General features: G+C 44.9%; 19 protein-coding genes. 2 read left to right on the top strand and 17 right to left on the bottom strand.

From position 1 onward, the window contains the following. Position 1: 1 nt before the first annotated feature. The 6 genes from ACO1PK_RS10345 to ACO1PK_RS10320 all read right to left on the bottom strand — a co-directional run bounded on the left by ACO1PK_RS10345 (position 2) and on the right by ACO1PK_RS10320 (position 8,026). Complete coding sequence (locus ACO1PK_RS10345; RefSeq protein ID WP_423185556.1) at positions 2–2,233, bottom strand: two-component system response regulator; 2,232 nt, start codon at positions 2,231–2,233, stop codon at positions 2–4. Between the two features lie 98 nt (positions 2,234–2,331). Beyond that, the gene (locus ACO1PK_RS10340; protein ID WP_423185555.1) at positions 2,332–4,470 is read right to left on the bottom strand and encodes a response regulator; all 2,139 of its coding nucleotides are present in this window, start codon (positions 4,468–4,470) and stop codon (positions 2,332–2,334) included. Positions 4,471–4,557: 87 nt separating this feature from the next. Beyond that, positions 4,558–5,307: a TIGR04219 family outer membrane beta-barrel protein gene (locus tag ACO1PK_RS10335; protein ID WP_423185554.1), complete on the bottom strand. Its 750-nt coding sequence runs from the start codon at positions 5,305–5,307 to the stop codon at positions 4,558–4,560. A gap of 7 nt (positions 5,308–5,314) precedes the next feature. Further along, positions 5,315–6,292 carry a DUF2333 family protein gene (locus ACO1PK_RS10330; RefSeq protein WP_423185553.1) on the bottom strand — a complete coding sequence of 326 codons (978 nt, stop codon included), beginning with the start codon at positions 6,290–6,292 and terminating at the stop codon, positions 5,315–5,317. A gap of 497 nt (positions 6,293–6,789) precedes the next feature. Further along, positions 6,790–7,773 carry a tRNA dihydrouridine(20/20a) synthase DusA gene (gene dusA, locus ACO1PK_RS10325; RefSeq protein WP_423185552.1) on the bottom strand — a complete coding sequence of 328 codons (984 nt, stop codon included), beginning with the start codon at positions 7,771–7,773 and terminating at the stop codon, positions 6,790–6,792. A 22-nt stretch (positions 7,774–7,795) separates the two neighbouring features. Beyond that, entirely contained in the window at positions 7,796–8,026 is a 231-nt protein-coding gene (locus ACO1PK_RS10320) for a DUF2798 domain-containing protein (protein ID WP_423185551.1), read from the bottom strand. A 191-nt stretch (positions 8,027–8,217) separates the two neighbouring features. On the opposite strand from ACO1PK_RS10320, the gene ACO1PK_RS10315 reads away from it, so the two are divergent. Next, positions 8,218–8,655: a transcriptional repressor gene (locus ACO1PK_RS10315; protein ID WP_423185550.1), complete on the top strand. Its 438-nt coding sequence runs from the start codon at positions 8,218–8,220 to the stop codon at positions 8,653–8,655. A 103-nt stretch (positions 8,656–8,758) separates the two neighbouring features. Next, positions 8,759–9,223, top strand: coding sequence for a chemotaxis protein CheX (locus tag ACO1PK_RS10310; protein ID WP_423185549.1), 465 nt, complete (start codon positions 8,759–8,761; stop codon positions 9,221–9,223). A gap of 46 nt (positions 9,224–9,269) precedes the next feature. On the opposite strand, the gene alr is transcribed toward ACO1PK_RS10310, so the two are convergent. The 11 genes from alr to ACO1PK_RS10255 all read right to left on the bottom strand — a co-directional run bounded on the left by alr (position 9,270) and on the right by ACO1PK_RS10255 (position 19,619). Beyond that, positions 9,270–10,346: an alanine racemase gene (alr, locus tag ACO1PK_RS10305; protein ID WP_423185548.1), complete on the bottom strand. Its 1,077-nt coding sequence runs from the start codon at positions 10,344–10,346 to the stop codon at positions 9,270–9,272. Continuing rightward, positions 10,346–11,731, bottom strand: coding sequence for a replicative DNA helicase (gene dnaB / locus ACO1PK_RS10300; protein ID WP_423185547.1), 1,386 nt, complete (start codon positions 11,729–11,731; stop codon positions 10,346–10,348). The genes alr and dnaB overlap by 1 nt, the downstream gene beginning before the upstream one ends. 183 nt (positions 11,732–11,914) lie before the next feature. Then, positions 11,915–12,367, bottom strand: coding sequence for a 50S ribosomal protein L9 (gene rplI, locus ACO1PK_RS10295; RefSeq protein ID WP_423185546.1), 453 nt, complete (start codon positions 12,365–12,367; stop codon positions 11,915–11,917). A gap of 18 nt (positions 12,368–12,385) precedes the next feature. Further along, the gene (gene rpsR / locus ACO1PK_RS10290; protein WP_008218940.1) at positions 12,386–12,613 is read right to left on the bottom strand and encodes a 30S ribosomal protein S18; all 228 of its coding nucleotides are present in this window, start codon (positions 12,611–12,613) and stop codon (positions 12,386–12,388) included. A gap of 11 nt (positions 12,614–12,624) precedes the next feature. Beyond that, positions 12,625–12,930 carry a primosomal replication protein N gene (gene priB / locus ACO1PK_RS10285; protein WP_423185545.1) on the bottom strand — a complete coding sequence of 102 codons (306 nt, stop codon included), beginning with the start codon at positions 12,928–12,930 and terminating at the stop codon, positions 12,625–12,627. A gap of 7 nt (positions 12,931–12,937) precedes the next feature. Then, positions 12,938–13,315, bottom strand: a complete 378-nt coding sequence (gene rpsF / locus ACO1PK_RS10280; protein ID WP_423185544.1) for a 30S ribosomal protein S6 — start codon at positions 13,313–13,315, stop codon at positions 12,938–12,940. Between the two features lie 256 nt (positions 13,316–13,571). Further along, entirely contained in the window at positions 13,572–13,952 is a 381-nt protein-coding gene (locus ACO1PK_RS10275; protein WP_423185543.1) for a hypothetical protein, read from the bottom strand. Then, on the bottom strand, positions 13,949–15,622 hold the full coding sequence (locus ACO1PK_RS10270; RefSeq protein WP_423185542.1) for a S41 family peptidase: 1,674 nt from the start codon (positions 15,620–15,622) through the stop codon (positions 13,949–13,951). Before ACO1PK_RS10270 ends, ACO1PK_RS10275 begins: the two co-directional genes overlap by 4 nt. A gap of 161 nt (positions 15,623–15,783) precedes the next feature. Then, positions 15,784–16,518 (bottom strand): 23S rRNA (guanosine(2251)-2'-O)-methyltransferase RlmB, encoded by a 735-nt coding sequence (rlmB, locus tag ACO1PK_RS10265; RefSeq protein WP_423185541.1) that lies wholly within the window; start codon positions 16,516–16,518, stop codon positions 15,784–15,786. Between the two features lie 23 nt (positions 16,519–16,541). Then, a complete protein-coding gene (gene rnr, locus ACO1PK_RS10260; RefSeq protein WP_423185540.1) occupies positions 16,542–18,899 on the bottom strand; it encodes a ribonuclease R in 2,358 nt (785 codons plus the stop codon). An 84-nt stretch (positions 18,900–18,983) separates the two neighbouring features. Then, positions 18,984–19,619, bottom strand: a complete 636-nt coding sequence (locus ACO1PK_RS10255) for a tetratricopeptide repeat protein (protein WP_423185539.1) — start codon at positions 19,617–19,619, stop codon at positions 18,984–18,986. Positions 19,620–19,642 lie beyond the last annotated feature (23 nt).

Below are 19,642 nucleotides of genomic sequence, written 5' to 3'. Positions count from 1 at the left end.
GTTATTTACAACCACCCTGATAATTTTCTAAAAATTGTTTCAGTTCAGCTGCTGGCATCGGCTTAGCAAAGAAGAACCCTTGCACCTCATCGCAGCCCATTTTCTCAATAGCCGCTAACTGCTCAGCTGTTTCAACGCCTTCAGCAATGGTGGAAAGGCCTATACGTTTACCTAAATTAATAATGGTTTCAGCAATCAACCCACCACTAGTTTCAGTTACATCACTGACAAAAGCGCGATCAACCTTGATACGATCTAGGGGTAATTTCTGTAAATAGTTGAGCGAGGAAAACCCAATACCAAAGTCATCAATAGCCACTTTTATGCCGAAACTTTTCAGCTTGTGTAACGCGGCTACCACTATTTTGGGTTCATCCATAACCACCGATTCGGTAATTTCCAGCTCCAGTAAATGTGGCTTAATTTGATAACGGCTAACGGTATCTATCACAGATTGTACAAAGTGCACTGAGCGGAATTGTGGCATAGATACATTCACCGCAATACGCAACTCAGCATAACCTTGCGCGGATAATTGTTGGATCTGCCGACACGCCTGCTCTAAGACCCAAAGCCCTATATCTACTATCAACCCAGAGTATTCAGCCAAGGGAATAAATACCGCTGGCGAAATAAACTGTCCAGGCTGGTGTGGCCAACGCAGTAACGCTTCCAGCCCCACCACACGATTAGTCTTTAAGCAAAGCTGCGGTTGATACCAAAGCTGTAATTTGTCTAACGCAAAATCAGCCCGCAACATTCTTAACATGGTTAAGCGCTCGCTGACTTCCTCTTCCATCTCAGGTTGATAATACTGATGATGCACCCCTAAGGTCTTCTTCGCTTTGTTAAGTGCAATATAGACATGTTTCATAATGACCATGCCTTGCTCGGCAGAGTCGCGTAGCCGGCAGATGCCAAAGGTCGCATTCACCTGTAAGCTATGCTCAAAAGCCTGAAACGGATTAAGGAATACTTCACGCAGACGCTCTGGCGTCAGCTCATCTTCAGGGCCCACTAATGCAAAGACATCGGCACCGATGCGACCAAGTTGTGAACTCGCGCCGAAATGCTCAATCAAGCGCAATGTGATGGCAATAAGCAGCTCATTCCCCACTTCCTGGCCTAAACCATCGTTGACATCCGAAAAATGATCAACATCCACCAGTACGGCAACCATATGATCGGGTTCAAACCGCCGAGTATCTTGCAAGATCTGGATAAATTCGTTGCGATTAGGGGTTTTGGTAAGAGGATCAATATAGGCCGCATGTTTTAGTTGCTGAAACAACGCGACATTTTCATAACCAATGGAAATATTACTGAGAAAAACTTCAATCAGCTGTTTATCGGCCTCTTCAATTGGCCGATTGGTTTCAATATACACCGCGGCATTATGCTTTTCATTTCCAAGATAAAGCACCGTATCTTGGTCAGTAAAAATATGGCGTTTCCCCGACAAACAGAGGTTTATCTGCTGAATGATACGGGCATTATCCAATCGATCTAGCTGACACTTAATAAAAGGAGCATAGTGCCCTGCAGCACCCAGTACATAGATTTTATCGCTGGCCGTGCCGTCATCTTCAATTTGTGCACACAGCACACCTTCAGCATGTAAGCCAATTAATGAGGAGATTTGCGTGACAACGCCCTCGGAAAACTCATGTAAGGAATGTTGTTCAAGTAAATTTGCGCCGGCTTTAATAATTTTTTGCAGACCGCGCCGATTCTGATTAATGGTTTTAATTTGTTGATAGGAACGAATGGAAGAAATGATGGTTGTTACAAGCTTATTGCGGGTTAACTCGGTCTTGGTTTTATAATCATTAATATCATATTCTTTGATCACACTTTCTTCGGGTGCATAACCAGGTTGCCCTGTTCTGAGAACAATACGCAACTCATCCATATGCAGCTCGTCACGAATACGTCTTACAACTTGTAAACCCGCATCATCCGTCTCCATCACCACATCAAGTAATACCAAGGCAGTATCAGGTTGTTCCTTTAAAAACGTGATGGCTTGCTTACCCGAGTAAGCATGGTGGAACTGTAGTGGTTTTCCCAATACGATAAGATCACTCAGTGCAAGCTTGGTAACCGTATGGATTTCCTCATCATCATCAACAATAAGTAAATTCCACACCCCCGCTTGCATATCTGGTTTTAATGGCGCGTCATCGTCATCTGCTAAGAACAGAAAACCTTCATCTGCTTCTTTTTGTCTCATCGATTGGTTAGCCTTTTCCTTAACTTCCTATTAAATATACATGCTAATTAGTTGAAAAAGGAATGCTGTAGCGGATAAATTTTGCACTCTTTATTCTTTTAATATAGCTGGTAACGCGCCAAAAGTGTCTCAAATTTATCAGGATCTAAAGGTTTTAATAAAATATCATCCATACCAGCACACTTAAACTCCGCAATTTCCGCAGGCAGTGCATGAGCGGTAAAGGCTAAGATGGGGGTTGCTTGGTATGCAGGTAAGGTTCTTAGCTGGCGAGCCACTTCAATACCTGAAATATCAGGTAAGCTAATATCTAATAAAATCAGATCAAATTGCTGCTGCTGACAGCGCATTAAGACTTCCTGACCACTTAGCGCTGAATGCAGATTAATCGCCTTATGTTGTAGTAACACTCTAACAAAAGCTTGATTCGTTTCATTGTCATCAACTACCAGCAAGTTTTTACTTGAAACTGCAGGCAACACTGAAAGCAATCGCTTAGCAATGGCCATAAGGTTGAAATCAGCAGCCGATATACATGAGATCTCTGCTTGCCATTGAGCTAATTCGCTAACGGGAGCAAAAATCAGTACATTAAATCTAGCATTCATTTGATGCAGTAAGGCTAACCATTCTGGACTTGCAGCACCAGCAGGTAACATTATGATAATCAAATCAGGAAGCGTTTTATTCAGTAAATAATGTAAGTCTGTTAGGTTCTTACTGGAGGTCACTTGCATCGCTAAAGCATTTAGCATGGTCGTGCGCTCACTTAAACGCTCAGCGTCCTGATCAAACAACAGAACTTGCCCCATTTTCGCGGTAAAAGGTAACTCAGCTAACGATAAGGGAATTTGCAAAGCTACACTTAGCCCCAATCCTTCTAACGATTGTATCTTCAGCTTAGCATCAAGGACTTTCGCCACATATTGTAAGACAACTAAGTCAATATCACGCCATTGCCATTGCGCGGTATCCGCCGCTTTAAGCTGCTGCAGCAGCTCCGCACTAAGACCTTGGCCATCGCAATTTAACTGAATTACTAGCTGAGGGCTTTCACTTGGCTCCACTCTAAACCGCAGCGCTAACCTGGTTAAACTGTCAGAACGCCTTGCCAACAATAACAAGGCTTGTAATACCGCCTCTAGTAGGGAACTATCCTGCTCAATAACACTACTCTTATTGTGGGGGCCTTCGAGCCAATCAATGTTGACATCAGGGGGTAATAACTGATTCAAAGTCGGAATATGACCAGCAAGCCAATCAGCTACCGGTATTGCAGTAATGACTAACTTTGGCTGCGTAAATTGATATTGTCCATAAAGTAGCTGTAAACGCATCAGAGTAGAGAAAACTGAAGGGGGTAGCTGTTCTTGTCGTTGCCAAATTAACTTAAGCTGGGTGAACCAAAGCAAGATGTTATTTTGTAATATTTGATATTCCTGCGTACTTAACGACTGCTGCTGAGAAAGCTGGGAAAAAACGCGCTGCAACTCTACTAATTCTGCGCCTTGCTCTTCCTGCAACCTGAGCTTAGCACTGAACCTTGCAACCAACTGAGTTAACTGCTGTTGCACTGACTGTAGATCTTTGGGTAAGTTAGGTAGCGTTAGTAAGGTCTGTTCAGCATACAACTCATGCTCTGCTACATCCAACAAATTCGCTAAGGCATCATTACGCTGCCGCTGCCAACGGAACAATAGTATCAGCGTCATGATGAAAATTAACGTATACACGCCTAACACTAAGGCCATTAGCACTAAAAACGGCCGCAGATAACTCACATCCTCAGGTACTATCACTAAATACGCATCGGGTTTATACGTTAACATGCTGTGATCTGCCGCCTTGAGGTGAGTCTCTAACGGTAAAACCGCAACCTGTTTTGCACCCACCGTAGTTAGCTGATAGGACTTTAATGGCAATGACGCCAAATAAGGGGGAAGTAATACCTGCAAACCAGAACTGGCCAAGGGCTCGCCATTTGCTTGATAAAGTCCCATGGCGGCTATAGGTAAGTTAGCCCGAAACTGCAAATCACGAAGCAAACTGTTAAGTTGCTCAGCAGAGTTATTGGCTAAAAAAGGACGCAAACTAACTTGCAGTAACTCTGCATACTGTTGTAATTGCATTTTCATACGTTGTTCTGCTTGATACTGCTGTAATCCATAGAGCAGAAGTACGAAAACAACGCTTCCTAAAACATAAGCTAATAACAAGAAACGAATGAGTTGGCTCAAGCTAGTTATAATTCCTTTTGTAAACCTAACCAAATTATGAGTTCAGCACCGATGAATCAAGCTTAAATATCGCGATGATTCATGCGGTCAAAAGTGCAACTCTATACCGGCAAAAATACCTTTGATGCTGACATCGGCATCAAGATTATCCAGATCAGAGAATTGTAACTCCATGGCTCTTACTCCAAGTTTGAAGCGCGCATTAAGCAGGATAGTCTCTGTAAATTGATAAGCCAAGCCAGCCTGAACATCATAAAATTGGCTATCACTGTCGCCACTGAGACTACCGGATGCAAAAACATCAAATCCAGTTGCCAAAATACTCACTTGAGTAGCGGTATACAGCATAGGCAGCCATTGATTTAACGGCTGCGTCCCTGTTAATTGAGCTTGAGTGACAGCGACATCGCCCTGAATATTTTTTGCGCCTACACCTAAATCCAATGCTAACAGCGGGTTATCAAACAGCTCATAATAAAAAATATAATCTGTAGTGCGTAAGCTTAGTGACGAGTCTAGTTGACTGGCACTTGGAAAAACTGAACCAGCAAATTGAAAGTTTTCTGTCAGAGTTGCCTCACCAAAGACCTTTACTGCAGCATGCTGCACTCGAACATTTGGCAAAACAGGCACGAAGTGCTCAAACGCTAGGTAATAAGCTTGCTGAGAGCGGTCTGCAAATGTAAAAGCCTGCATGGGATCATTATTAGCGAAGCGACCACTACTTTCACTTTGCCAGAAATCAGCGCCAGCATAAATGCCAATAACAGTATCTGCCTGCGCCTTTGCACTATATCCAAAAACCGCTAACGCTAAAGCACATGCTAAACGTATCATTCTGTAATTATCCTTGGGTTAAAAGTTCTGATAAGTCGATTAAAGCGGCGTTCGCTCGAGAAATGTAGTTTGCCATGACTAAGCTATGATTGGCTAATATGCCAAAACCGTCACCATTAAGCACCATCGGACTCCAAAGCGCTTGCTGTGTTGCTTCTAGCTCACGAATAATTTGCTGTAAACTGACCATGGCATTACGGCGATGTAACACATCGGCAAAATCTACTTCGATGGCTTTTAAATAATGTAATAGCGCCCAAGTTGCACCTCGCGCCTCATAAAACTCATCATCTAGTTTCCACCAACTCGTTTTTACAATGCGTCGCTCTGGAGACATCGTTGATTGTCTTGCCTCGGCATCTCCCGCTAAATCGGTATTGAAGCGCTCTTGACCAACACTAGCACTAAGTCGCTGCGAATAACTGCCTAAGCGTTTTTCAACATTCTTCAGCCAATCTCTTAAATTATCAGCTCTCGCGTAAAACTGATTATCGGTTTGCTCAGCGTCAGCCAAAGCAGCCCGATATAAGTAAAATTGCCCAATGGCTTTGCGATACTCAGACTCTGCACTGGGTAACACCCAACTACGATGGTTAATATTAAACTGTGGTTGAGCAATTTTTAAAAAAGCATTTTCAGCCGACTGAGATTGCGAGCGACTAAAGTCTTTGCGAAAGGCCAGCACTAAATCACGTGACATCTCCAATACGCCAAACTCCCACGCGGGCATATTATCTAATAGACTAAAAGGCGGCAGAATATCGTTGGATAGATAACCACCAGGTTTATCCAACAAGGTTTCAGTAACCATGATTAATGCAGTTGTAGTCGTATATCCCACAACTGCTTGTGCATTTTGCTGAGAAACACTTTGCTGGATCTTTTCCAGCATTATTTCAGGTTCTCTACTCACCCACCAACTGACTATAAAGAGTAGAAAAACTAAAGAAAGCGCCGTAAAAATAGCCACTTTTGATTTATTCATAGTCACACTCCCAACGACGCGATAATACCTTTAAGGCATGATAATAAAATTGTATTACTGAAGAAATTATAAAGTGTTTAATCTTATCAGCCATTTCAGATTACGCTCTTTATATTACACCAAAAAAATTATAACGACAGCGTAAATCCATTGTTAACCTGTTTAGCAGTAACTTTTCGGTTCGTGCGACTGCGCTTCAGCAAGCAAAGATGCCAAACCAATAACGCAGGCAACATGCCCAAGATTAGCCCTAATACAGGTAATAGATAAATCATAATCAGTGTTATATCAAAAAGTCCTGGCATGGCGCTATTCCCTTACTCTAGTGATCAATATCAAGTACACAGGGTTGCGTGTTTCAAATGTTATGCCAGTTAAGAAAATCAAATAAACAATTGATTTAAAATAACTTTAAATAAAAGCCATGCTAGAAAATTTGCATGACATGCATGACAATACAAATAAGTGGTGAATCTCACCACTTATTTGTATTTTTATTAAGAAAGGTTTTCAGGTACTTTATGTAAGGCTTGCAATAGCAGTTCTGGTGTGGCATTGGGTAGATGACCTTGTTCACTCAGCAATCTGCGCCACTGTCTCGCTCCTGGTTGCCCCTGAAATAGACCTAACATATGACGGGCAATATGCCAAAACCGAGCGCCAAGCTGCATTTCCTTTTCAATATAAGGTAGCATTTGCCTGACAATTTCGTGTTCAGTCAAGGTTTGACGGTGGTCGTCAAAGAGTATGGCATCAACTTGATTCAATAAATAAGGGTTAGTATAAGCTTCACGCCCTATCATTACACCGTCTAGTACCTGCAGTTGCTCACAGGCCGTAGCCAGCGTTTTAATGCCGCCATTAATGCAAATATCCAGCGCTGGAAAATCCTGTTTTAATTGATGCACTCGCTGATAATTTAGCGGCGGAATTTCCCGATTCTCTTTTGGACTTAACCCCTTTAACCAGGCTTTTCTAGCGTGGACTACAAATTGCTTACAGCCAGCCGCTGCCACTACCTCAACAAAATCTTGTAAAAATTGATATTCATCCGAATCATCAATCCCTATCCGGGTTTTCACACTAACAGGAATACCTGCCGCATCTTGCATAGCTTTGACACAATCCGCCACTAACTGCGGATTCGCCATCAGACACGCGCCAAACATGCCATTTTGCACCCGATCAGAAGGACAGCCAACATTGATATTGACTGAGTCATAGCCGCGTAGCTCCGCCAAACGAGCACAATGAGCCATATCTGCAGGATGCGATCCGCCAAGCTGTAACACCAGCGGGTGCTCTTCTTCATTAAAAGCGAGATAATCACCTTTACCATGAATAATTGCGCCAGTCGTCACCATCTCCGTGTATAACACCGCATGCTTTGACATTAAGCGATGAAAATAACGACAATGCCGATCGGTCCAATCCAGCATAGGGGCGACGGAAAAGCGCTGGGGTAAAATTAGGGTATTCAAAGCATCGCTCTCCAATCGGTATTCAGGAATTCACAAGATAAGCTGTCAGCTTTTTGACTAAGGGCAATACCAGCAGCAAAGTGGGAAACGCTATCAACCAAGATAAACCCCATGCGGATAACCAACCGTTTAAAGAAAACGCGTCTAATCCCAAGCTTTTCAGGGTACTGACCAAGGAGACGATGCAAGTCATAAAAATAGATAACAACAAGGGCATTATTAACCCTGCACTTTTGGCTGGAAATTTTGGCATGACATACCTGACGATGAGTGGAGCATTTCGTAACTAGCAGTTTATTGGGCGCAGATTATACCGCAAAATAGCTGAAAAATCAGCATTAGCGGTCGTTTTACCGGACTTTATGTGTATTGTTAATGCACGAGCAGACATGGCGAACTGCAAGCAATATGATACACTGCTGTCAAAGTGACTGGAGAGTAGATATGTCGACTGAAAGTTTAGTGTTGCGCGCCAAGGCTATTTGTGAACAAAATGGTGCGCGCTTTACCACAATTAGGGAAAAGGTTTTTCGGCTTATGGCAGAAAATCAAGGTGGTCAAGGCGCTTATGACTTGTTGGAACAATTAAAGCAAACCGAACCAGCGGCAAAACCTGCAACCATTTACCGAGCCTTAGAATTTTTAACTGAGCAAGGCTTTATTCATAAAATCGAATCAAGCAATGCTTTTATGTTGTGTCAGCATTTCGACAAACATCATCCTGCACAATTATTGATTTGTGATGCCTGTGGTAATGTCACCGAACTACACTCCAGTGCTTTACATACCGAATTTAGTAAACAAGCTGCAGCTCTCGGCTTTCATATCCATCATCAGACCATTGAAGCAAGAGGCAAATGCAGAAATTGCATTGGAAATTAAATCACATAAATACGCATGACGCTTGTATTAACAATAAAAAACTTCTAGGCTTATCCAATAATGTCCCAAGAACAGCTGAATTGTAAACTCATAGGCATTTTAAATGAATGTTGAATATATCAATCCGTTTTTGTCTTCACTCGTAAATGTGTTGTCAACTATGGCAAACACCAAAATTGTTCCTGGCCAACCACGCATTAAAAAAGATGAAGTGGCACATGGTGATGTTTCTGGTCTGATAGGTATGGTGGGTCCTACCATGAAAGGATCTTTTTCAGTTAGCTTTGATGAATCACTCGCGCTTGAAATTATGTTTCGGATGTTAGGTGAGCGCCCAACCAGTATCAATGCCGATGTCACTGACATGGTTGGCGAAATTACCAATATGGTAACAGGTGGCGCCAAACGCATATTAGGTGAAAAAGGCTATGAATTCACTATGGCTACCCCCATCATTGTTTCTGGGAAAAGCCATACTATTACCCATAAATGCGAAGGCCCCACTATTCTGATGCCGTTTAATTCAGACTTTGGCAAAGTACATATAGAAGTAAGTTTCGATAAATAGCATTTTCAGTTGTTGCTTAAAATGTATTACATACACCTATTTAGCTCTAGCAGTACTGGTAGTCTACTCTAGGGGTTATATTACAGAGTAACTCATAAGGGATTGTTCCTGCCGCAGTGGCAATCCTTTCTATTGCTAATTCCGGCCCCCAGAGTACCGCTTCATCTCCCAGTTTATCTTGTGCATCTGGTCCTAAATCAACGGTAATCATATCCATAGAGACGCGACCAGCTAAGGCAACTTCACGACCATTTAACCATACTGGTGTGCCATTGCAGGCATGTCGAGGATAACCATCACCATAACCTACAGCAATAACGCCCAATATTGTATCAATAGGTGCTTGCCAAGTGGCACCATAGCCTACTCGCTCTCCTTGCCGAACGTTACGCAGTGCAATTAAACGACTACTCAAGCGCATTACGGGCTTCAACTGATGTTGCTGCCCAACATGCCCATTAAAAGGCGAGATACCATGTAACATTAATCCAGGTCTTACCCACTCGGCATGACTCGCCGGCCACGCTAAAATAGCGGCTGAATTGGCTAAACTACGCTGTTCAGCTTTGCCTGCAATGATCTGTTCAAACAGCGCTAACTGTGAGGTTGTTCTTGCAGAGCTAAGTTCATCTGCACAGCAAAAATGGCTCATTAAGCGAATGCCGGGTAAAACAGCTGAACATTGCCATAACCGCCGGTAAAAGCTGTCAAACTCACTCGGTTCAATCCCTAAGCGGTGCATGCCTGAATCAATTTTTAACCAAACCTTTAGTTGTCCTTCCAAAGGGGTTTGCTCGAGCGCTGTTAATTGCATTTCGTTATGGACCACGGTTTGCAAATTATTTGCCAACAAAATAGGCAATTCAGCGGCTTCATAGAAACCTTCCAGTAACACTATCGGTTTAACGATACCTGCCGTTCGTAATGCTAAGGCTTCATCAATTCGCGCAACCGCAAATGCATCGGCCTCGCTTAACGCTTGAGCCACACGCACTAAACCATGGCCATACGCGTTAGCCTTTAATACTGCAAGTACCTGACTTGCTGGTGCCAGCGTTTTCACTCTCTGTAAATTATGCTGCAGCGCAACCAAATCAATTTGCGCAACCGGACGCCGACTCATTAATATTCATCCTCAAAACGTGCGCTCCCAGCATAATTATCAAAACGGGAAAAATGACCGTGGAAAGTTAAACGAATTTTACCGATAGGCCCATTCCGCTGCTTACCGATAATAATTTCTGCCAACCCTTTATCTTGGCTGTCATCGTTATAAACCTCATCCCGATAGATAAACATAATCAGGTCCGCATCCTGCTCAATAGAACCGGATTCCCGCAAGTCTGAGTTAACCGGTCTTTTATCTGCCCGTTGTTCCAATGAGCGGTTTAACTGCGACAACGCAATAACCGGAACCTTGAGTTCTTTTGCCAAGGCTTTTAATGAGCGAGAAATTTCGGCAATTTCTAAGGTACGGTTTTCACTTAACCCCGGTACCGTCATTAGCTGTAAATAGTCGACCATTATCATACTTAAGCCGCCATGCTCGCGCGCAACTCGACGCGCCCTTGAACGAACTTCGGTTGGGGTTAAGCCTGACGCATCGTCGATATACATTTTGCCTTTGGTATTCAGCAATTCTATTGCCGAGGATAAGCGCGCCCAATCCTCATCTTCCAGCTGCCCAGTACGCACCTTGGTTTGGTTAATGCGACCAAGCGAAGCCAACATCCGCATCATAATTTGATCCGAGGGCATCTCTAAACTAAAAATAAGCACAGGTTTATCGCTGGTAATGGCGGCATGCTCGGCCAAATTCATGGCAAAGGTGGTTTTCCCCATCGAAGGTCGCGCAGCAACAATAATTAAGTCTGACGGCTGCAAGCCATTGGTCATTTTGTCCAGATCAACATAACCGGTAGATAACCCGGTAATACCATTTTGCGGCGAACGGTACAGCGCATCAATTTTATCGATGGTCTTTGCCAGAATATTATTAATTGGCTCCGGGCCTTCGTTGGCATTAGCGCGCTGCTCGGCAATTTTAAATACTTTGGTTTCAGCAAAGTCTAGCAGCTCAGCGCTGGTACGGCCTTGTGTATCATAGCCGGCATCAGCAATATCATGTGCTACCGCTATCATATCGCGCACCACGGCACGCTCCCTGACGATTTCGGCATAAGCCAGAATATTAGCGGCACTTGGGGTATTTTTAGCAATCTCGCCCAGATAGGCAAAGCCACCAATATCCTCTAACTGCTGATTTGCTTCTAAAGACTCAGAGACGGTAATCAGATCGATTGGTTGATTAGATTCGGCTAAACGTAGCATAGCGCTGAAAATAAAGCGGTGTGAACGTAAGTAAAAATCTTGTTCAACCACTTTTTCAGATACGCGATCCCATGCCTCATTATCCAGCATCAAACCGCCCAACACCGATTGCTCTGCTTCAATAGAATGCGGCGGCATCTTTATAGCTGCAACCTGCTTATCTTTTATGTTACTCATAAGGTATTAAACTGCCGAAGGGGAAAAAACCAATTCTGGTGGATATGCTACCTTGCGCTGAGCAGAAGTCCAAGCAAAGTATGGAAAATCTTAGTGAGTGCAAGCTGTATTGCAGATGAATAAAATGCAGGGGGAAACAAAAAAGAGGAAAGCACACTGCCCTAGAGCAGTGCGCTTAATGCCTTAGGCTTCAGCGATAACAACTACTTTGATAGTTGCTACAACTTCAGCGTGTAACTGCAGATCGATTTCGAACTCGCCAGTTTCACGTAAGGTACCGTTTGGTAACTTAACTTCAGCTTTTGAAACCGCTACACCAGCTTCAGTGATCGCATCAGCGATATCACGGGTGCCGATAGAACCGAACAGACGACCTTCGTCACCAGCTTTAGAAGCGATAGTCACTTCTGCCAGCTCAGCAACCTTAGCCGCACGCTCGTTAGCAGCAGCTAAGTCAGCAGCCAATTTGGCTTCTAATTCAGCGCGACGGGCTTCGAATTTTTCAATGTTAACTTTGGTAGCTGGAACTGCTTTACCCTGTGGGAATAAGAAGTTACGTGCATAACCAGACTTAACAGTTACATTGTCACCTAAACCACCAAGGTTAGCGACTTTGTCTAACAGAATAATTTGCATTGCCTATACCCCTCTGTATTAGCTGTGTGAGTCGCTGTATGGTAACAGAGCCAAGTAGCGAGCGCGTTTGATGGCGCGAGCTAACTGACGCTGATATTTAGCGCTAGTGCCAGTAATACGGCTAGGTACGATTTTGCCACTTTCTGTAACGTAGTTTTTCAGAACGGCGGTGTCTTTGTAATCAATCTCTACAGTGCCTTCTGCAGAAAAACGGCAGAATTTACGGCGACGGAAAAAACGTGACATTTGTCTGTCTCCTAACTTAATTGTTCAATCTGTTGCGCATGCAGGACCAGTTTTGCCTGACCACTGCCGCTCTGGTGTCGGTTTAAAAAACCGCCTACCCGAACGCTACTGCCCAACGTCAAATGCTGAGCTTGTTGGTGTAACACTGTGCCACTTAATACTACTTGCATCCGCACATAAGCCTGACGGTTTAAACCAGCCTCTTGTTGCATGCTACGATGTTCCAAGGTTAACACAGTGTGCGGGATCCCCGCCGGACTCTCACTGCGTTCAGGGTGCCGACAAAGGGCGCCACTAAGCACAAGGTAATTGTCCATCAACAACTTACTCGTCGTGTGCTACATGCTCTTCAGTATCACGAGGAGCACGCTCACGACGCTCGTCACGTACCTTGGCCATTGGTGATGGCTCAACGATGGCACCATTAGTGCGCATAATCAGGTTACGTAAAACAGCATCGTTGTAGCGGAAGTTAGTTTCCAGCTCATCGATCACGTTCTGTGGCGCTTCCACGTTCATCAACACATAGTGTGCTTTGTGCAGTTTTTGGATTGGGTAAGCCAATTGACGACGGCCCCAATCTTCTAAACGGTGGATAGTACCGCCAGCTTCTTTGATCGCGCCAGTGTAACGCTCGATCATACCAGGCACTTGTTCACTCTGATCTGGGTGAACCATAAAAACGATTTCGTAATGACGCATTGTAGCTCCTTACGGTTAGTAAGCCTCGGGAGAGCTCGGCCGGGTTCTCATAAAGGCAAGGAACGTTAGATGTATGGCCGAAGGTCGCGTATTTTACGGAGTTAGCGGGTAAATAACAAGCAAAGAAATAAAGAAAGGCAAAAACAGGGGCATTCCTACAGCTCAGGTCGCACTCGGTATTTAATCACATCTTATCATCAGGCGCAGAGCTGATAGGCAATCCGCTAAAGAGTTGCCTATCTTATGCAAGCCGCGTTTAGTGATTACTCGTCACCGCCCGACAAGTCGTATTGGTGAGTTGTACACTTTTACCTGACCCAGGATGTTGTAACACACAGTGACCTTGAACTTTTACCAGTGTAAATCGGTATGAAGGCAAAGAGTGACGGCCATCAAGTGGCCGCCCCTGCGCATCCAGCGGCATTCGCTGTTCAATAAAAAGCTCACTTTGTTCTGTTAACACATTGTCAGCCAATGACACTTGCGTGCCGCCCACAATGTCTATGACAAAGCGCTCTATTTGTTGCTTTATAGCCTTATCAACCTTAATCAAAACGGCAGGCTCTGCGGCACTGCTGGCTTGGCAACCTATCAGCATAACCATAGCCATAACACTTAGCGCTAAACTTGGCTTCACGGTGCTTCCTCAACAGATTTGATCTCAGTGATCAGTTTGCTGTTAAACAAAATATCCTGATAACGCGGGTCCAGTAAACGCATTTGACCTGCAGCATTCGCATCAATACGTGTCTCGTTATCAGGTCGTAATAAGCCAGCCGCGCCCCCTGCAGCAGCAGACACTTCAGGACAACTGCCGTTTCTGGCATAGAAAATTGCGGCATTTAATAGGCGTTCGTTAACATCACCAAGTTGCTGACTAAAATCATCAGGCAATGGACACCCCTTCACATCAGCCGCAAACTGCGGAGAAGCCTTCGGCACAAAGCCATCGGAAAATTCACCAAAACCTTTCGCATTGACTCCAGTGAACTGCACGGTGAAATAAGTGGTACCACAGTTATCGGTGGGATAAAAGCCATAAGGTTTTCCACAGGTTTGGCCGCCAATCAGAATCACTTCAACGTCAATCCCCCGCAAACCATTAATAAAGGCCTCACTGGCTGAACAGGTATTTGCGGTACTTAATACAAAAACCCTACTGAGATTTAATGAAGGTAAATCAGTGTTTGTCAAAATACCCGCTTCATAATCAATTTCTTTTGAGTAGAACGGCAGTGCTGACAGCGGCCGCCCTGTTACTGGATTAATAGTAGGATGTTTATCATTAAAAATAGTCCGTTCAAAAATACGATCTTGAATGATCGCAGGCCCGGTTGCCATAAATCCGAGTTGTGAAGCTAGAGCAAGTAAGCCACCACCGTTATAGCGTAAGTCAATAACCAACTCATTCACATTTTCAGTCGCAAACTGTCTTATCGCATTGATCAATTGTGGCTGAGCTAATGCGATATGACTATTAAACTGCATATAACCGACTTTACCTGCAACGGTTTCTAATACCTTAACATTTTGCACAGGGCTCGACGCCACATTAGCCGCTGCCATGGTGACTGCCTTTTGCACACCACTCGCAGATTCAAACACAAAATTAAAACTTTGCCCCGTTGCTGCAGGAAATATGGCTGCATTTAATACTGCAAGACCGGAATCTGTACTATCGTTAATAAAATCAACGCCATTGATACTGAGTAATCGGTCACCGCGGACGAGACCGACATTTGCCGCAGGTGAAGCGGGTTCGGTATAAGCAATAGTTAACGAGCGCGGCGGTCTATTACTACCAAATGACCAACGGATACCATAGCCTGCAGAGACTCCAGCTTGGGTGCTTTGTTGGTATTCTTCGGTATTTTCCGTAAAGTGGAAGTTATCTTTGGCATTTCCTGAGTCGGTAAGCTGTGGCGTCTTCAGTTGGTCGAAATAATCACTGACACTAAATGGGACAGGATCATTATCCGGGACCTCGCTATACCAAAGATAGGTATTATGCGTCCAAGAGCGCAACCACATCTTTTCATGCATGCTGGTGCCTGCCATATCAGGGAAAGGCTGCCGACTGAAAGGATCAATCCCCGTTCGAGGAACTTGGCAAAAATTTTTAAAGGTGCCTTCCGCAGCAAACTGGCCGGCAGTCCAGACAGGAGGCGTCACTGTGGTACCACCGCCAGCACCTCCTCCAGCACCATTATCAGTAGGGCTAGCCGCGCCCCCTCCAGAACCACCGCAGGCTGTAACTGATAACACTGCAGCTGTCAGACATACTGTTACTAAACTTTTGCGAACCATACAGTGACTCCGTCATATTTCTGGTGTGGTTAATAATGCCATACGTTTGGTTGCATTAGCAGCCATGGCAGCACGTTTTTCACCTGAAATTAACATAATTAATTAGCGTAGACAACTTTGCTTACGCTAATTTTTGAGTATTGGATGGCTTTAAGGAGAGATTAATAAGCTCTTTGCCGGACGGCTTCGAACAAGCAGATACCCGCTGCGACAGACACATTTAAACTGGATACACTGCCAAACATGGGGATCTTGACTAAGGCGTCACAGGTTTCACGAGTTAAACGGCGCAGCCCCTCGCCTTCAGCACCCAGTACTAACGCCAAGGCCCCCTTTAAATCTGCTTGATAGACCAAGGTTTCTGTTTCACCGGCAGTGCCAACTACCCAAACCCCAGCATCTTGAAGCTGGCGTAGTGTTCTGGCCAGATTCGTTACCGCAATAAAAGGTACGCTTTCGGCCGCACCACAGGCTACTTTACGCACTACCGACGTCAGCTTGACTGAACGATCCTTCGGCGCAATCACCGCATGCACACCCGCGGCATCAGCACTGCGCAATATTGCGCCCAGATTATGCGGGTCCGTTACGCCATCTAACACTAACAAAAAGGGCTTAGCATTGGTCTCTAAAATAGTGGCCAGATCGCTTTCATTACCACCACTGCTTAAGCGAGCTTTGGCGACAATGCCCTGATGCTGGCCTTGGGTCATATCGTCAAGGGTTTTACGATTACAAAACTGGATAGAAATGCCTAATTGCCGAGCTTGCTGCAATAAAGGTTGTAACCGTTTGTCTTCCCGATCTTTTAGTGCAAACACTTCCAAAATATCCTGCGGGCTGCGTGCCATTATGGCACTCACCGCATGGATACCAAACACAACGTCGTTACTCATGGTCTGTTAAATCCTGCCTTAGCTTATTTCTTGGCTCGCCGCGGCTTTTTGGCTGCTGGCGTTTTGGGTTTTACTGCGCTTTTTTTCGCACCACTCTTGCTCGATTTACTTGCCGCAGTTTTACTGCCTTTACCACTTTTAACCGCTATGCTTGCTTCGATAGCAGCGTTGCGGCTGGCTTTGACTTTGCGACCAGAGACATTTGTGCGCGTCACACCTGCTAACACTAAATCAATTTTACGGGCTTCTAGGTTTACGGCGACCACTTTTACCTGTACCGCATCGCCCATCCGATAACTGACACCAGAGTGCTCACCTGTTAACACTTGACGCTCGGCATCAAAGCGATAGTAATCGTTACTTAATGAGGTAACATGCACTAAACCTTCAATATACAAATCTGCTAGGCGCACAAAGAGCCCAAAGTTAGTAACAGTTGATACCACACCGGCAAATTCCGTCCCTAAATGATCCTGCATATATTCGCATTTTAACCAATCTGCGACCTCGCGGGTGGCATCATCGGCACGGCGTTCGGTCATAGAGCACTGCTCACCTAGCGGTGCAATATCTTTTTCGGTATAGCCGTTCGCACCCGTCACTTTTTGGCCTTGCTTAGCCAAAATAGCTTTAATAGCACGGTGCAGTACCAAATCGGGGTAACGGCGAATAGGCGACGTAAAATGGGCATAAGCCTCCAGCGCCAAGCCAAAGTGGCCTAAGTTTTCACCTTGATATACCGCTTGCTTCATTGAGCGCAGCATGGTGGTTTCAATCAACTCGCGATCCGGGCGATCAGCTAACTTAGCCAAGGTTTGTGTTAATTCAAGCGGCGTAGGCTCTGCCGATAAGTTAGCTTCAATGCCAAGCTCGGCTAAAAAGCGGCGGAAATTAGCAAAACGATCACCATCCGGCCGCTCATGCACCCGGAACAAAGCATGGGCTTCGTGTTTCTCAATAAAACGCGCTGACGCAACGTTGGCCATAATCATGCATTCTTCAATAATCTTATGGGCTTCGTTACGATGTACCGGCACGATTTCTTCAATTTTACGATGGCTGTTAAAGATAAAGCGGGTTTCGACCGTTTCAAACTCTATGGCGCCACGCTGTGCCCGTACCTTGGCTAGCTTTTTATACAGGCTATACAGAGTTTCTAGGTTAGTGAGCTGATCGCTATATTCATGGCGCAGTTTGGCATCGCCCTGTAAAATAGCGTGTACCTTGTTGTAGGTAAAACGCGCAGCAGAGTGCATCACCGCTTCGTAAAACTGATAGTTTTCCAATTTACCGTGGGCATCAATGTTCATTTCGCAAACAAAGCATAAGCGGTCGGTATGCGGATTTAACGAGCAGAGGCCATTAGATAGCGCTTCAGGTAACATTGGCACTACGTGGTCTGGGAAGTATACCGAATTACCACGCTCTAACGCGCTCTGATCTAGGGGTGTACCAAAACGCACATAGGCACTAACATCAGCAATGGCGACCCAGAGCTTCCAACCGCCTTTTTCTTTAGCTTCAGCGTATACCGCATCATCAAAATCGCGGGCATCTTCACCATCAATGGTCACTAAAGGCAACTTGGTCAGATCAACACGGCCAATTTTTGCCTCAGCAGGCACGTCTTCACCATACTTAGCCACTTGCGCGAGTACTGCATCAGAAAACACATGCGGGATCTGGTGGTTACGAATCGCCACTTCAATTTCCATCCCAGGTGCCATATGTTCACCCAGCACTTCAATCACACGGCCAGTGGCACTTACGCGCTTAGAAGGGCGCTGGGTGACTTCAGCAAGTACTACCTGACCATGCCTGGCAGCGCCTTGCTGGCCATCTGGAATAATAATATCCTGACAGATGCGCGCATCATCAGGCACCACAACACAAAGCGCATGGTCTTTGTAATAGCGGCCAACAATAGGCTCACTGCGCGGTTCTAGCACGCGTACTACGCGCGCCTCTATTTTGTCTTTGCTTTTAATGGTGGTCGCCGTGGCTAACACTTTATCGCCGGGCAACACACGCTGCATTTCATGAAAAGGTAAATACCAGTCTGGGCCACCTTGTTCCAGCTTGATAAAGCCAAAACCATCACGATGCCCTATTACCGTACCTTTAACCAAATCCATATGCCCAACTAAGCCATAGCGCTTACTCTTGGTAAACAATAATTGGCCATCGCGCTCCATAGCACGTAAGCGTTTTTTTAACGCAAAAATAGCATCGTCGTCTGTTAAACCAAGTTCGCTGACCAGTTCTTCAAAGTAGGCGGGCTGTTGCCGTTTTTCGATATGCTCGAGTATAAACTCGCGGCTGGGGATAGGGTTTTCATATTTTTCTTGCTCACGCGCAAGATGCGGATCATTTACCGTCATTAATTAAACTTAGATTTCCTCTTACATAATATTGAGTGTAACAGCTTAACGTGAAAATGGGATGAATTTCATTTTTACCGGTGGCTATTTTACCGGGCGTTGCGCGTTGGCCACCACTCTGGCCGGCATTTTCTTGGCTAGCTGCTGTTTAAGCGCATCTAGTTTAGCATGAATTGCCGGGTCTGCGGTAATAGCATGATGTAACCAGCGATAACTTTGTTCAAAGTCTGTGGGGCTACCTAGGCCTGCGACTTGAATTTCAGCAAAACGTATCTTGGCATTCAGGTTACCTACAGCTGAGGCCTCCCGTAAATAAATGATGGCTTTGTTGATATCTTTTTGCACAAAGCGACCAATATGGTAATACCGTCCTACTTGCTCCAAGCCCTCAGGTAAGCCCTGCTCAGCCGCTTGTAACATCAAATCCCAACCGCGCTCAACATTGCGAGGCACACAGACGCCATAGGCTAACATATCACCAAATAAAAACTGGTAAGAGGGCAGCCGCATAATATCTGCTCTGGCTTCAATATCTCTGACTAATTGGCAATCATCGGCTTTAACTCGCTGTAAATGTTGATTAGCCCTGATCAAGTTTAATAACTCATCCTGAGAATATAACTCCACAGCTTGGAGTTCTTGAGACAAAGCCGGTGCACTGGCGAGTAGACATACTAAGCTAAAACTCACGATAAACTGATTTTGCAGCAACTTATGCATAGCGTCAAAGACCCGTAATGAAA

Origin of the sequence: Alishewanella sp. d11 (assembly GCF_049390205.1) — a bacterium.
Taxonomy (GTDB): Bacteria; Pseudomonadota; Gammaproteobacteria; order Enterobacterales; family Alteromonadaceae; genus Alishewanella.
The sequence above is the reverse complement of the archived record's forward strand: the minus strand, read 5'-3'. Positions and strand labels throughout refer to the sequence as shown.